The 15,158-nt window shown below is 47.4% G+C and carries 12 protein-coding genes; 5 read left to right on the forward strand and 7 right to left on the reverse strand.

What is annotated here, in order from left to right; translation table 11 throughout:
• Positions 1–17: 17 nt before the first annotated feature.
• Positions 18–1,253 carry a hypothetical protein gene (locus tag EQU24_RS14940; protein WP_017838733.1) on the reverse strand — a complete coding sequence of 412 codons (1,236 nt, stop codon included), beginning with the start codon at positions 1,251–1,253 and terminating at the stop codon, positions 18–20.
• Positions 1,254–1,829: 576 nt separating this feature from the next.
• On the opposite strand from EQU24_RS14940, the gene nosR reads away from it, so the two are divergent.
• Positions 1,830–3,134 (forward strand): response regulator c-di-GMP phosphodiesterase, NosR family, encoded by a 1,305-nt coding sequence (nosR, locus tag EQU24_RS14945; protein WP_017838732.1) that lies wholly within the window; start codon positions 1,830–1,832, stop codon positions 3,132–3,134.
• A 773-nt stretch (positions 3,135–3,907) separates the two neighbouring features.
• Here the strand turns inward: nosR and EQU24_RS14950 are convergent.
• Complete coding sequence (locus EQU24_RS14950; protein WP_017838731.1) at positions 3,908–4,447, reverse strand: response regulator; 540 nt, start codon at positions 4,445–4,447, stop codon at positions 3,908–3,910.
• Between the two features lie 265 nt (positions 4,448–4,712).
• Here EQU24_RS14950 and EQU24_RS14955 point away from each other — a divergent pair, with 265 nt between their 5' ends.
• Positions 4,713–5,480 (forward strand): DUF6901 family protein, encoded by a 768-nt coding sequence (locus EQU24_RS14955; RefSeq protein WP_017838730.1) that lies wholly within the window; start codon positions 4,713–4,715, stop codon positions 5,478–5,480.
• Positions 5,481–5,683: 203 nt separating this feature from the next.
• On the opposite strand, the gene EQU24_RS14960 is transcribed toward EQU24_RS14955, so the two are convergent.
• Positions 5,684–6,982, reverse strand: a complete 1,299-nt coding sequence (locus tag EQU24_RS14960) for a transposase (RefSeq protein ID WP_138767097.1) — start codon at positions 6,980–6,982, stop codon at positions 5,684–5,686.
• A gap of 153 nt (positions 6,983–7,135) precedes the next feature.
• Positions 7,136–8,017 (reverse strand): UTP--glucose-1-phosphate uridylyltransferase GalU, encoded by an 882-nt coding sequence (gene galU, locus EQU24_RS14965; RefSeq protein ID WP_017838728.1) that lies wholly within the window; start codon positions 8,015–8,017, stop codon positions 7,136–7,138.
• A gap of 15 nt (positions 8,018–8,032) precedes the next feature.
• On the opposite strand from galU, the gene EQU24_RS22755 reads away from it, so the two are divergent.
• The gene (locus EQU24_RS22755; protein WP_017838727.1) at positions 8,033–8,254 is read left to right on the forward strand and encodes a hypothetical protein; all 222 of its coding nucleotides are present in this window, start codon (positions 8,033–8,035) and stop codon (positions 8,252–8,254) included.
• A 32-nt stretch (positions 8,255–8,286) separates the two neighbouring features.
• Here the strand turns inward: EQU24_RS22755 and EQU24_RS14970 are convergent, their stop codons facing one another.
• Positions 8,287–9,684, reverse strand: a complete 1,398-nt coding sequence (locus tag EQU24_RS14970) for a mannose-1-phosphate guanylyltransferase/mannose-6-phosphate isomerase (RefSeq protein WP_017838726.1) — start codon at positions 9,682–9,684, stop codon at positions 8,287–8,289.
• Positions 9,685–9,996: 312 nt separating this feature from the next.
• On the opposite strand from EQU24_RS14970, the gene EQU24_RS14975 reads away from it, so the two are divergent.
• Entirely contained in the window at positions 9,997–10,962 is a 966-nt protein-coding gene (locus EQU24_RS14975) for a DHH family phosphoesterase (RefSeq protein ID WP_017838725.1), read from the forward strand.
• A 20-nt stretch (positions 10,963–10,982) separates the two neighbouring features.
• Positions 10,983–11,594, forward strand: coding sequence for an adenylyl-sulfate kinase (gene cysC, locus EQU24_RS14980; RefSeq protein ID WP_014149195.1), 612 nt, complete (start codon positions 10,983–10,985; stop codon positions 11,592–11,594).
• A 619-nt stretch (positions 11,595–12,213) separates the two neighbouring features.
• On the opposite strand, the gene galE is transcribed toward cysC, so the two are convergent.
• Entirely contained in the window at positions 12,214–13,296 is a 1,083-nt protein-coding gene (galE, locus tag EQU24_RS14985) for a UDP-glucose 4-epimerase GalE (RefSeq protein ID WP_017838724.1), read from the reverse strand.
• Positions 13,297–13,347: 51 nt separating this feature from the next.
• Positions 13,348–14,736 carry a TIGR03013 family XrtA/PEP-CTERM system glycosyltransferase gene (locus EQU24_RS14990; RefSeq protein ID WP_017838723.1) on the reverse strand — a complete coding sequence of 463 codons (1,389 nt, stop codon included), beginning with the start codon at positions 14,734–14,736 and terminating at the stop codon, positions 13,348–13,350.
• Between the last annotated feature and the right edge of the window lie 422 nt (positions 14,737–15,158).

The following is a 15,158-nucleotide window of genomic DNA, read 5'->3' on the forward strand; positions in this document are numbered from 1 at the left end:
TCCCGATGTAATTGAAATTAGATTTGGTACTGAAAGCCAAGAAGGAAGGCATTGACTTGGTCGCCTGTCGCATCGTCCCTGTAATTGAGCCCCTTAGTCATCAAATCGCCGTATTGCCAACTTAAACCGATTCGTGCGTTATGTCCGTCGATGACATAATTCACCCCGGCCTCGAACATATTCCGATCCGGACTATTTTTCGGCATGACGTTGACATAACGAACGAAGGGTTGAAATTGGCCGATACCGATCGTTTGCGGAAATAAATACATACCACTCACGTCATAGGCATTGCCTTCGAACATCGCAAACCCGCCCCCTGCTCTTCGGCTGGCCATGCTGAAACCATTGATTCCGTAATTCTTATATTCGCCGTTCAGAGTCACGACACCGCCGTTCCCCAATACTTTTTCGAGTAATAAATCGATCGCCGTACCCCTGAAATTACCGGCATCACCAAGGACACCAGCGCCATCTTCCTGATATTGATTAGAAACCGCCAAGGTCAGAATGTCGCCCCCCTTACCGTAATAGGTCCCCGATGTGTAGTAACCGGGATTTTTTTCGACTTCCCAGAAGTTAAAAGCCAAGCGTTGCGCATAGAGCAGATTGTCGTCTTTATTCGCGCCGCCTCTTAACCCTTGGAAAATACCTAACGCGTATTGAACGCGGCCGTCCCAAACAGAACCCCAAAACGTCACACCGTCGTCACGGCCGAAAGAACCCGCAGATGTTCCGTCATTACGTATCGTCGTATTGAAATCGGCCGGCTCGAACGGCGTACCGCTAATCCGGTCGCCGGTTACATAAATGCTATGCACGGCGCTATAAAACGGTCCGTTCATTTCGCGGCGCTCGGCCGGCACGAGCATGCGCCCGACCCACAAATTCGCCATCGGATGAAATTCGAATTTACCGATTGCATCCAATAATCGAAGCTCACCGCCTGAATTACAGGTTTGACATTCCGAGTTGATTTCCAACTTGATGTATTCGTGAATCTGAGCATTCAAATACAAACGCATGTTATCGACGAAAAAGTCGTTCGACCAATTACCGTCCGCAACCGACTCGACCGAGGTAAAGCTTGTCCGTAAACCGGCACCGAGGCTTAACCATTTGGTTTCGTCGATTTTAAAAGTCGCACCTGCTTGCGACTCCTGCACATGACTTAGCGATAATGCTGCAAAAAGTAGATACGTCAAAAAACCGTGTTGTCGTTTGTGGCTGCCTAGCTTGTAAACAGTCGTCATGATCATTCCCCCTAAGAGTCAAAAAATGCACCGGTTTATACCGGCGCAGCCGAATAAGGCTGAAATCGATTATTCTTTGGCGGAAACATTTGAACAATCAGTCAAATGACTCATTAGTTAAATGACGTATAGAATTATTCTTTGTCGAATGAAGGGAGTAAAAAGCGGTAACAAGTGGAAAAATTCGTTATAGAAACAATTAATCTAAAAAAAACATTTCACTTCGAATAGCAAAAAACGGTCGTTAGACGGTTTTTCAATCAAAAGGGAGTAAGCTATATTAACCTAACGATCATGAAGAAGCTTTGGTCACCCCGGCAAATGAAAGTACGAGGGGATGATTAGGGTGCGGTCACTCGCCCGACAGGACGCCGTTAATACGTCCATGTAGGCTCGACGGCGGCTCCCTGCCGCCGACGCCTGTCGATCGAGCAACCGCAACCTCTTAGGAACCGGCATTTTCGTTGCTGAACTTTTGTATATCGAAAAATTAGATAACGAGTCCAAATCTACGAACTTTCACAGTAACAAAAGATGCCTTAAACAACGATAGTCAACTTGCCCAGGATTCATTCTATGAACGCTCCGTCAACGGACGCAAAAATTCAGCCCGTGTTACTACTCGTCGACGATGAGCAGAATATACTCAAGGCGTTAAAGCGCTTGTTCCGTTCCTGCAACTATACGATTCATACCGCTGAAAACGGTTCGGAAGGCTTGGTGCTGTTAAACCAAGAGCCGGTGGACTTGATCCTGTCCGACATGCGCATGCCGAAAATGGACGGAGCGGAATTTCTAGCCAAGGCGGCTGAACAATGGCCGAACACGGTGCGTATTTTGTTGACCGGTTATGCCGACATCGAATCGACGATCGCGGCTGTCAATAAAGGCAAAATCTATAGTTATTGCAGTAAGCCCTGGGATGATAACGAGCTCAAAATACTAGTACACAATGCGCTTGAGCAAAAATTCATTCGCGATGAACGTAACCGCTTATTCGCCATCGTTCAAGACCAAAACGAACAACTCAAGGAACTCAATGCTCATCTCGAAGACAAGGTTGAACAAAGAACAGGGCAATTGAAAAAATCGTTGGCGCAAATCGATAAAGCCAACAAAGCCTTAAAAAAACAATATACCGACTCGATTAAAACCTTTGCCCGAATTATTGAAATGCGGCCCGGAATCAAAAGCGGTCATGCCAAATTTTTTGCGGAAAATGGCCGAAAGATAGCGCGGCTCATGGAATTGAGCGATGAAGACATCAACAACGTGATGTATGCCGGACTGTTGTTGCAAATCGGCAAAATGAGCTTACCCGACGAGCTATTGAAACAGCCGCTGTTTTCACTTTCTTGGCATGATAAAAAGCGCTATTACAAACATGCCGAGGAAGGGCAAATGATGCTAAGAGACATCCGGCAACTCCAAGAAGCCGCTTCGATCATTTATCACCAGTATGAACATTACGATGGTTCAGGCATGCCGAAAGGCTTGGTCGGCACAGAAATACCGATCGGCTCGCGTATCCTCGCGATAATCAGGGACTACATTTCCTATCTCGACGGCACGCTAACCGGTGAATCGTTACCGATCGTTCAAGTCAAAAAGCATATTGAACTGAAAAAAGGGAGCCTCTATGACCCCGATGTCAGCGATATCTTTCTGCAATACTTGCCTGAATCGGAAGAGGACGATAGGCCGATAATCGAAATGTCCTGGACTCAATTGCAAGCAGGAATGGAAGTCGAGGAAGTCTTGTGCAATGATTTACTGTATTTAAAAGACCGGATACTAACCGAAAAAAACGTAAACGATATTTTCAATTTACGAGAAAACGGGGGGCAATTATCAATCAAAGTCCGATTAGGCAATAAATAGGCTATGTTCGCGTTAATAGCAGAAATTCATACGACGCCAATTTCGAAACTTGAAGACTGTAGGGGACGCTGTGCGTACCATCATTCTAGAAAAAGCATTTCACCATGAAGATCATAAAGAAAACATTTAGGTAATTTCTTGAAATACTTCATGTGCTTCATGGTGAAACTGCCGAATTTAGGATTAAGTTTAGGTAAACCCGTCATTCCGCCATGGACTGGCGGAATCCAGTGCCATGGATGGCAAGCTTTTGAGACACACTGTGGAGCCTGAGTGCAAGCACTTCTCGTTCCCACCGCTCCTGCGTGGGAATGCATACCGACCTTACCTCGGCAGCCAAGCTATGGGTTCCCACGGATTCGTTTGTATAAAACTTTCGCTCACCCAAGAGTTTAGCGGGAATGTTTAGGTGATCTCGTGAAATACTTCATGTGCTTCATGGTTAAACGGCCGAATTTAGGATCATTGTGCCTTGCGCCGACATAAGGTACGCGCAGCGTACCCTACGATTCGCTTTAAATCTTCCTGATTAGCAAGATGCTTCAGCTTGCCGGAGCCAAATGCCCGAGCGGGCCAGTCGTAACCGCTGCGACTTCTGCGGGACGGGTTATTTAACCCGTCCCCAACTTTTCGGTTTGACCTAAACATTTCGGCTTACTTCGGCCAAAATCGAAACGCTTAGGACGGGGTTGCAAGCCCCGTCCTGCCAGGGATATCCTGGTTTTTGGGCTTTAGCTGAAGAAACTTGCTAATCAGGTAAATCTTTAACTCCGTTATTCATATTCATCTTCATTGATGATGATCGAACCGTCCGCGGCCCAATTGACCTTGGTAATGCCGGGTTCTTCGGCTTCCAGTGCTCTAAGAATAGCATCTTGATCTTTCAAAAGCGCTTGCTGCCTTCGTACCTGATCGGCTAAGTCCTTATTTTCTTGCAATATTCGTTTATGCTCTAACGCAACTGCAACCGCATTGATTATTTCAAGATTATTCCAAGGCTTATTCAGAAACCGGAATACGCCGGCTTCATTGATCGCATGCTGAGCACTTTCGAGGTCGGCGTAGCCGGTCAGAATCATCCGCATGGCATTCGGTTGCAACTTAATGAACTTCTTTAGAAACTCAACACCGTCCATGCCCGGCATTCGATAATCCGAAATCACTAAATCGAATTCGATTTCTTTGGCTAATAGTAATGATTCTTCCCCACTCTGCGCGGTCACTAAATGATAATCCCGCAAAATCCTGGATAAAGCCTTGAGAACATTTTGTTCGTCATCCACCAATAAAATTTTTGCCGCATCCTCGTTCATAATCCACCCATTTAAATCATCCTTTGCCAAAATTAAGCGATACTTATATAAAGTCCAATCGATAAAGTAAACTTAGAAACCGAAGACCCACTAAGGAATATGCACAAAATAACTTATACAAGTAGTAGGCTTTGTGGCGGTTTGGTGACTCGCTTGACAGGACGCCGTGAATACGTCCCTGTAGGCTTGACGGCGGCTATCCCTGCCGCCGACACCTGTCAAGCGAGTCACCAACCCCCCTTCCGACAATTGTCTAAGTTATTTCATGCTCGTTCCTAAATATCAACGACAAGACGGCTTCATATTGGAAAACCGCATGACCGATCAAAACTTACACTTTCTCTATCGTTTTTTATTCGCCGATAATAACGTCATCGAGTTCGCAATTGAAATCGATCAAAAAACGATGAATTTTACCCGTCCCCAACTCACTGAGCCGCCATTCTGGACCGAGCTCGAATACCACCAATGCAGTAATTGCACCTTGGCAAAGGAACATTCACCGCAATGTCCCGTCGCCGTCAATTTGCAGCCGCTTATGGAGTTATGCGGCACGCTGGTTTCTTATGAATCGGTCGCACTAGATGTTATCACACCGGAACGAACAATCAGCGGAAAAACCACGATGCAGCGGGCATTAAGCTCGTTGCTGGGTTTAATCATGGCGACAAGCCCTTGCCCTCATACCGAACATTTAAAACCGATGGCGCGCTTTCATCTACCCTTGGCCAGCGACGACGAAACAATTTACCGTAGTACATCGATGTATTTGCTGGGTCAATATTTCAAGTATAAGCAAGGTCTTGAACATACCTTCGAATTGGATGAACTGATGCAACGTTATCAAAACTTGCAAATCATCAACAAAGCCCTTGCCAACCGTTTTAGAGCGGCAAGCACCGAGGATGCCACCGTTAATGCCATCATCCTGCTCGACTTGCTATCACGTTCGGTTAGCTGGTCTATCGAAGATGGACTCGAAGAAATTCGCTCTTTGTTTCAAGGCTACGGGATCAACACCGAAACGGATTAAAATCAGCGTAGTCTCAATAGGGCTAGAAATTAATTAAGGACTTAGTCATAAAGAACTTCCCTTAATCCTAAAAAGTGGAGTTGCATGTGTTGTAGACCGTTCGTGCTGAGCCAAGTCGAAGCATGAAGGGTCTACAACATTTTCACCGGCTTGGTGGGACGAGGAACGCCCATAAGCGCCAACTTAAGAATCTAAGTATTTGATTAAGCAAGACTAACGCCACCTCCCCGACCTTCAATAATGAGTTCCAAAACACGATCCGGCAAACCCTGAAGCTTTCTCTTGCGCGGACGTTCACAAAGGCTTTTTACGTGGTCATCAATAAAGCGCTTATTTTTTGGAAAACAAGCCGTAAGTCCTGCCTTGATCTCATTGGCGATCGTGCGCCATAAACGCCAATGGGTAATCGAACGATCACCGTCCATTGTGGTGGCCGCCCGGCCGAATCGGCGCTGCGCTATTTTTTGAGTCACTGCAGCAAACAGTAACTTGCCGTGCAAATATAAATCCGCCAGCTTGCTGTCTTTTCGGGCGCGTAGCCGGTCGATATCGAGCAAGCTCTTTAGCCGCTTTATGACCAGCTCCACTTGCCAGCGAACCCGGTAGAGCTCAGCGATTGATTTCGTGTCGAGCAGCGCTTCGGGGAGCGAAGTAAAAATCAACACCCAGCCGCTCAGCATCAAGGTCTTTTGGCTCGCCGTGCGACCTTTATCACGCGCGCGTTGTTTCGCTTTGCGGCGTGCTTGCGCCGCCTGTTCCGGCGGTAACGGCATCGCATGCACCACGCCTTCAATACGTTTGTCTTGATGGCACAGATAAACGGGTATCGCACCCGGCTGACCATTCAAATCGCGTATGCGCTGTTCCCAATCGATTTTAACACCTTTCGGTTCGTTGCACCGTTCGTAAAGGGTCATGCTGTGTGGATTGTAGCGCAGTACGACGTGGCCGCCGCGATCAATGAGCGGGACTAAAGACTTCGGTTGGTTGTAGCCTCGATCAACCAACGCGACATCACCTGCAGTCAACTGATAGTGATCCAAGCTCTCGCCGACTTTATCGGTCGTGACGTTGACCTCGCGAAGTGTCAAGCTCATCAAGTCGATCGCCACATGCAAGCGATACGTTGTTTCTTTCGCGCCGGGTTCTTGCACGGTCGAACCGTCAATCACAATGAAATTCAAGGAGCCATTGTTGATCTGTTTATCCAATCCGAACACACGCTTCAGTAACGACTTGATCCACACCACGCAGGCCGCCAGTCGCTTGGTCACCGCCGTGTCGCTCAAATAGCCTTGAAGCTTGGCAACTTCGCCGGCACAGCTGCGCAACGACAAGTCCTGTCCGCAATACAACAGGACTAACTGCAATAATTGCAACGGTGATCGGATTTTCCGTGCCCGTGCAAACGCCTGTAATTCATAGGCCTGCTCCTGGAAATCTGCCGGGAGCTCTTGCAAAAATTCATCAAAAGGCGTATCTGTTAGCTGTGGCTGCTTCATAGGGATTTTCACTTTCGTCGGTAAAAATACTCTATGTTGTGGCCACACTTTTATTTTTCAACTACAAATCAACGTTTTATGCCTTAAGTTGGCGTCTATGCGAGGAACGCCCCCGATCTCCCCATTAGCTCATACTGAACTTTTACGCACACATTAAATCCGAGCCGCGAGATTTTTCAAATATTCGGCAAAATCGTTTTTCAACTCTTCATGTAATAAACCATGCTCGACCGTCGCGATTAAAAAGCCGAGCTTGGAACCGCAATCGTAACGCTGTCCTTCAAACTCATACGCCAAAACCTGCTCGTCATCCATCAATGCGGCGATCGCATCGGTGAGTTGAATTTCTCCACCCGCGCCTTTTTTGGTCCGTTTGATTTTTTCGAAAATAGCCGGCGTCAAAATATAGCGTCCGACGACCGCCAAATTCGACGGCGCTTGCTCCGGCTTGGGTTTTTCGACAATCAACTTCACATCGCTTAGTTTTTCCGAAACCGGTTCTGTCTTAACGATGCCGTAACTACCGGTTTCCGAAGGATCGACTCGCTCGACTCCCAAAATACTACTGCGTTCCTGATTGAATACGCTAACCATTTGTCGCATACATCCACGGTGTTTGTCTTCGATTAAATCGTCGGCCAAAATGACGGCAAAAGGCTCGTCACCCACGATAGGCCGCGCGCAGTAAACCGCATGTCCCAACCCCAGCGCTTCGGACTGTCGAATATAAACGCAGGAGACATGCGGCGGTACGATATTTTGTATCATCCGTAAAGTCTGAATCTTACCTTTCGCTTCCAACTCGGTTTCAAGCTCGTAGGCTTTGTCGAAATGATCGACAATCGATGTTTTGTTCCGGCCAATCACAAAGATCATCGTATCGATTCCTGCGGCGACTGCCTCGTCGACTGCATATTGAATCAACGGTTTATCGACGACCGGCAACATTTCTTTCGGACTAGCTTTGGTGGCCGGTAAAAACCGGGTGCCTAAACCCGCGACCGGAAATACGGCTTTCGTGATAATTTGTTTCATCGATATCTCCCGTTAATGAAATTAAGATCTAAAAATTTTGGCTGGCGGGTTATAAACGCTATCGCATCGATAACCGACGAGGTCGCTCGGGCCTACAATGAATCAAACCCAATAAGCGCCAACTTATTAGTGCTTATTCTGTGGTGGGTTTGCGGCTTTATTCGTTATATCGGCATAGATGCGAAGCTACGCGTTGCCATCCCTGGTACTGGCTTCCGCCAATCCCTGGCGGAATGACGCGTTATTTCCTTAAGTTGGCTTCTATGGAATTAAACCCTACCATATTGATCCTGAAAACGCACAATATCGTCCTCGCCTAGATAGCTACCCGATTGCACTTCTACCATTTCCAAAGGAATTACGCCGGGGTTTTCCAAACAATGCACGGTACCCAGAGGAATATAAATCGACTCGTTTTCGGCCAACAGAATCTGTTGATCGCCCTTGGTGACCAAAGCGGTGCCTTTGACAATAATCCAATGTTCGGCGCGGTGATGATGTTTCTGCAAGGATAACTTGGCACCCGGCTTGACCAAAATCCGCTTGGTCTGGTGACGTTCCCCATTATCGACCGAATCGTAATGCCCCCACGGACGATAAACCTTGCGATGCAAATCGGCTTCACTGCGCTTTTGGCTTTTCAAAAAATCGACGATCGCTTTGACTTCTTGCACTTTGTCCTTGGTTGCGACCAATAAGGCGTCATCGGTTTCGACAATGACCAGATCCTGAACGCCGATTGCTGCAACCAATTTATCTTTTGAATACAAATAAGAATTTTCGGTGTCGATCGCCAAAACATCGCCGAAGACTGCATTGCCCGAGTCATCTTTCGGCGTCACGTCCCAAAGAGCCGTCCATGAGCCTACATCGTTCCACCCGGCATCGAGCGGAATAACGACGGCATTGGCGGTTTTTTCCATCACGGCATAATCGATCGAATCGGCCGGACAGGTCGAAAAAATATCCTTACCGATACGGGTAAAGTCCAAATCCTGCTGCGCCGATTGCAGTGCTTCTCGACAGACCTGCAACATCTCGGGATTGAATTTCGCCAATTCGTCGAGATAAACGCCGGCTTTGAAAGCGAACATGCCGCTGTTCCAATAAAAATCGCCGCTTTCGATATAACGCTGCGCGGTTTCCGCATCCGGTTTCTCGACGAATGCCGCGACTTTAAATGCCTCGCCCTGTTGCGACTGCGAACGTTGTATGTAGCCATAACCGGTTTCAGGCTGTGTCGGCACAATACCGAAAGTCACCAATTGCCCTTGCCGAGCCAAGGTATCGGCGGCGATAACGGCTTGATGAAACGCGGCGCAATCGGCAATGACGTGATCGGCCGGCAAGATCAAAAGCACGTCGTCGGAAGCGACCGATAAAGCCGCCATCGCGACCGCAGGCGCGGTGTTTTTGCCGACCGGCTCCAAAATGATGGAGGCCGGTTTGACGCCGATTTCCCACATTTGCTCGGCCAGCATGAAGCGATGATCTTCATTACAAACGGCGATTGGAGGTTTGATATGTTTGAGTCCATTGAGCCTCAGCACGGTTTCCTGAATCATTGTCCGCTCGGAAACCAGCGGCAGAAATTGCTTAGGATATTGTCCGCGAGACAACGGCCACAACCGGGTGCCCGAACCGCCGGATAAAATAACAGGTATCATAGGAAAATCCTTGGTAATGATAAATTTTTAGTAACTATTCAGCGCATGCGGTAGGTTGGTGTCAGGCATTGATTTCTAAGGACGCGTGAATACATCCCTGTAAGCTCTGACTGCAACGTCCTGTTGCAGACAGCCTTATAAATCAATGCCTGACACCTTCTCATACATGACTTATGCTGAATAATTACAATTTTTACAGACAACGATAAAGATTATAGCGGGTTTATCTAACCTTTTCTCTTAGGCAGTTGGTATCGCGCCGGCTTTTGCCTATACTTTGCCTTCCATTGTTTATTATTTAAGGAAAAACGCATGCGCTTCGATGTTTTCAATGGCGATGCCGACGGCATTTGCGCCTTAATTCAGCTTCGGCTTGCCGAGCCCGTGAACGCCCAACTGGTGACCGGCATTAAGCGCGATATCGATTTGCTCGAGCGAGTCGACGCTCGAGCCGGCGACAAAGTCTTGGTCCTGGACATTTCATTGGAAAAGAATCTGCCCGCGCTCCAGCGCATTCTGGATCAAGGCGCCGAAGTATTCTATGTCGATCATCACCGGTCCGGCGATATACCCGATCATACCGCATTAACCGCTCTGATCGATACAGATGCCAATGTCTGCACCAGTATACTCGTCGACCGTTATTTACAAGGACGCTACCGGGAATGGGCCATCACGGCCGCATTCGGGGATAATCTAGATCAACCGGCCATGCAATTGGCTAGCGGACTATCCTTGTCCGAAATGCACACCGAACAGCTCAAACAACTCGGCATCTGTATCAATTATAACGGTTACGGTAGTTGCGTCGAGGACCTGCATTTTCCGCCCGACGAACTGTATTTAGAAATGGCCGGTTACCCGTCGCCTTTCGATTTTATCAATGATAAAGCTGAAATCTATCATCGATTGGTGGATGGCTATGACAATGACATGGCATATGCCAAAAACATCGCATCGGAATACAGCACAGCCTCAGTGGCGGTTTTCATCTTACCGGACGAAGCTTGGGCCAGACGCATCAGCGGCGTTTTCGCCAACGAGTTAGCCAATGCTCATCCCGACCGCGCGCATGCGATACTGAGCCATAACCGCTCGGGCGGCTATTTAGTCAGCGTCAGGGCTCCGCATACTCATAAAACCGGCGCCGACGAACTATGCGCGATGTTTCCTACCGGAGGCGGACGCAAAGCCGCGGCCGGCATCAATCATCTACCGATAGAAACTCTCCCGCAATTTATCGATCGCTTCGAAACGCATTATTCATCCTTTCGTTAATTCATTCCCATCAAATCAATATGACTCAAAAAAGCACCGATACCGTTTGGCATAACGCCACCATCACCCGTAACGACAGAGAAAAACTACATAAACATAAAAGCGTGATACTGTGGTTTACCGGCTTGTCCGGTTCGGGAAAGTCTACATTGGCTCATGCCGTCGAAGACTATTTGCACCGTTATGGTTGTTCGACCTTCGTTTTGGACGGCGATAATGTGAGACACGGCCTTTGCAGCGATTTGGGCTTCAGCGATGAGGATAGAGTAGAAAACATCAGAAGAATCGGCGAAATGGCCAAATTAATGATTGAAGCAGGTGTGATTACATTAACGGCTTTTATTTCACCATTCCGCGCAGACCGAAGTTCCGCACGGAAATTGGTCCCTCACGGCGATTTCATCGAAATCTACTGCCAATGCCCGCTGGAAACCTGCGAACAAAGAGACGTGAAAGGGTTGTATAAAAAAGCGCGTGCCGGCAAGATTCCTTTTTTTACAGGTATCGACTCGCCTTACGAGGAACCCGAAAAACCCGAGCTGATAGTCAATACGCATGCACTCTCGCTGGACGAAAGCGTTCAAGCCGTGATGAAACTGTTGTTGCAACGCAGCATAGTAAGGCCCGGTTAACGCTTAGGATTTCATGGATAAATAACATCTTGAAGCTATGAGCTTTGTTGAAGGTTTGGCAACTCTTTGGCAGGACATAATTATTCAGCTCCCCCTTATCGTTCCCACGCTCCAGCGTGGGAATGCAGCCCGAGACGCTCTAGCGTCTCGTACCGCTGGAGCGGTACTCAGGCATTCCCACGCAGAGCATCACTGCCATTAAGTTAAGCCGTTCGTGGTGAGCCTGTCGAACCATGGACGGCTTAACTTATCGACCCAGGATTTTTCCATTCACCCTTCGACAGACTCAGGGCGAACGGAAAAATCCTTAACTTAATGGCAGTGACGCAGAGCATGGGAACGATAATTGCCGGGGAGCTGAATTGTTACGGCTGGACTGGGTTTGTTTACAACCCAGCCCGAAACGTTTCAACCATGGCCGAAGCAAGCAGAAACGTTGGGGACGGGTTAAATAACCCGTCCCGCAGGATACTCATGTGCCTTTAATACTTTGCCTAGTCGCATCCATTCAATCTGCCCCCTTCTGCAATCCCTGCTTGGGTGACGATTAACAGCATTCATGGGATCTGTTACGTTCCGATTTTAGCTGAAGCTTGTTAGTAATCAGGAAACGAATTGATTAAGCATACCCTTGCGGATTTCGGCTTTGCCAACGCCAAGTATCTGCAACCATATCTTGCAGATTTTTTTCGCTATACCATCCGAGTTGCTGTTGCGCAAAAGCCGGGGCGGCATAGCATTCGGCGATATCGCCGGCCCGTCTTGGAACGATTTTATAAGGCACCTTTTGACCGGTAACCCGCTCAAATGCTTGAACCATATCAAGAACACTGTAGCCCTTGCCGGTACCCAAGTTAAACGCCGTGCAAGCGGCTTGATCGGCCGGACAAGCAAACAAGGCTTCAAGCGCTTTCAAGTGGCCTTTCGCCAAATCGACAACATGGATATAATCCCTAACGCCGGTACCATCATGCGTTGGGTAATCGTTACCGAATACCGACAACTCCGTCAATTTACCGATCGCCACTTGCGCAATATAGGGCATGAGATTATTCGGTATGCCATTAGGGTCCTCACCGATCAGACCGCTTTCATGCGCGCCTATCGGATTAAAATACCGCAACAAAGCAATTTTCCAAGGTGCTGCCCCGGAACCCTGCAACCGATCCGCAGCCGATAAATCCCTCAAAATCTCCTCGATAAACAACTTGGTTCTTCCGTACGGATTAGTCGCCGACAACGGGAAGCTTTCTTCGATAGGCACTTTATGCGGATCGCCGTAGACCGTCGCCGAAGAACTGAATACCAGATTTTTGACTCCGGCCTCCGCCATCGCTTCGGTCAACACCAAAGTACCGTAAATATTATTGTGGTAATACTCCAAAGGTTTACTGCACGATTCCCCAACCGCCTTGAGTCCGGCAAAATGAATCACCGCATCGATGTTGTACTCATTGAAAACCCGGTCCATTCCGCTTCGATCTCTAATATCGACTTGATAAAACGCAAGGGATTTACCAGTAATTGATTCGACTCGGTGCAACGCTTCCAATTTACTGTTCGATAAATTATCGACCACGACGACTTCAAAACCGGCCTGAAGCAACTCCACACAAGTATGACTACCGATATAACCGGCACCGCCGGTCACTAAAATACATTTTTTATTCAAATCAACCTCTCCAAACTCCTCACCTTTCATCTTTCATCTTTCATCTTTCATCTTTCATCTTTCATCTTTCAATATAAATTCTCACCTAGCCCCCTTCCCCCAAACAACAATTTCAATCGTATGTAGAATGATGCTGATATCTAAAAATAAACTGTAATTTTTTACGTAATAAAGATCGTATTCGAGTTTCCTAATCGTATCGTCTTCACTAGCTCCGTATTGGTACGATATCTGCGCCCAACCGGTAATCCCCGGCTTAACACGATGTCGTTCGGCATAATAATCGATCCGTTCAACAAACCCTTCGACGAATTCGGGTCGCTCCGGCCTGGGTCCGACGAAGCTCATGTCGCCTGTTAACACATTAAATATTTGCGGCAATTCGTCGATACGGCATTTCCTAATGAAAGCGCCGACTTTAGTGATCCTATTGTCCTTTTCTTGAGCGAATTGCGCGCCGTTCTTCTCGGCATCGACGACCATGCTGCGGAATTTAATGACTTCGAAGTTACGATTATTTTCGCCGACTCGGACTTGCCGATAAAAAATCGGCGCCTTGATTCCGCTTTCGATCAAAATTGCGATCGAAGTCATTAACATGAAGGGCCAGGCCACCGCCAATAAAATCAAACTAACCACAATATCGAAAAATCTTTTGCCTATTGACCTTAACCCGCTGACCGCAAAACCATCCGAAAATAGAAACCAACTCGGATAAACATTCGTAAGGGAGATAAGGCCTTGTTCACGTTCGTAAAAAGTCACTAAGTCGATCACATCGAAACCCGACATTTTACAATCGAGCAAAGTAGTCAACGGCATACCGCGGCGCCTATCATCGATCGCTAAAACGATCTCATCGATATTCAAATCATGAGCGACCTCGTTAAGCGATTTATCTTGCTTGATCAACAGCGCTTCATCGATGCAACACATTTCACCGGGCAAAGCCACGAAACCGGCAATATTAAAGGACTTATGCAAATATCCGGAATTCAATTCGACCAATTCTTTTGCCTTATTGCCGCTACCGACGACCAGCACTTGTTTTTTAATCCTATCGATTTTTGCATAGCGATAAAAAAAATACCGAATTAGCATCATGCCTAAAAAGGCAATCACGATAGAGACGCCCAATACGCTCCGCGCGATTAAAAAATTGGGGAAAATGTAATAAATCGACACCACGACAAAGATGCCGACGCCGAAGCTAAAGCTGACGCGCGCCAATAAGTCGTATTCGTGGATGCCCAAATTTCGCCGGTACAATCCCAGCGAGATATTGCATAACGTAAAAATAGCCGCGAAAATCAGACTGGCATTAACGATATCGGATTCCGAATACCAGGAAGGCTGATAAAGAAAACGTACCTGACTACCCAGGTACATCGCGAAATAAAACATGATTGCTTCAAAAACGAGCAACCATAAAAACGCGCTAGAAATGTAATGACGAAAAATCCTGATCATATCGATTGCCGATAGTCGGTTTCAAAACGGAGAGTTATAGAGAATTTATTCACAAGCTTAAAAACTTCAAACCATAATGGTATAGGGGTTAAACAAATTTACACGAAAGACTCGACGCAACAAGTGTAGCCCCATAAACCGGCAACGGCAAAATATCTTCCACCTTCACCGGGACAGTGGGCGGTAAGCGGTAAGCGGTAAGCGGTAAGCGGTAAGCGGTAAGCGGTAAGCGGTAAGCGGTAAGCGGTAAGCGGTAAGCGGTAAGCGGTAAGCGGTAAAATGATCCGGCATTTTAACCACTTGTCAATCCCTAATTTCCTCTTTCCTCTTTCCTCTTTCCTCTTTCCTCTTTCCTCTTTCCTCTTTCCTCTTTCCTCTTTCCTCTTTCCTCTTTCCTCTTTCCTCTTTCCCCTTTCACCTTT

The organism is Methylotuvimicrobium buryatense (assembly GCF_005931095.1).
Classification (GTDB): Bacteria; Pseudomonadota; Gammaproteobacteria; order Methylococcales; family Methylomonadaceae; genus Methylotuvimicrobium; species Methylotuvimicrobium buryatense.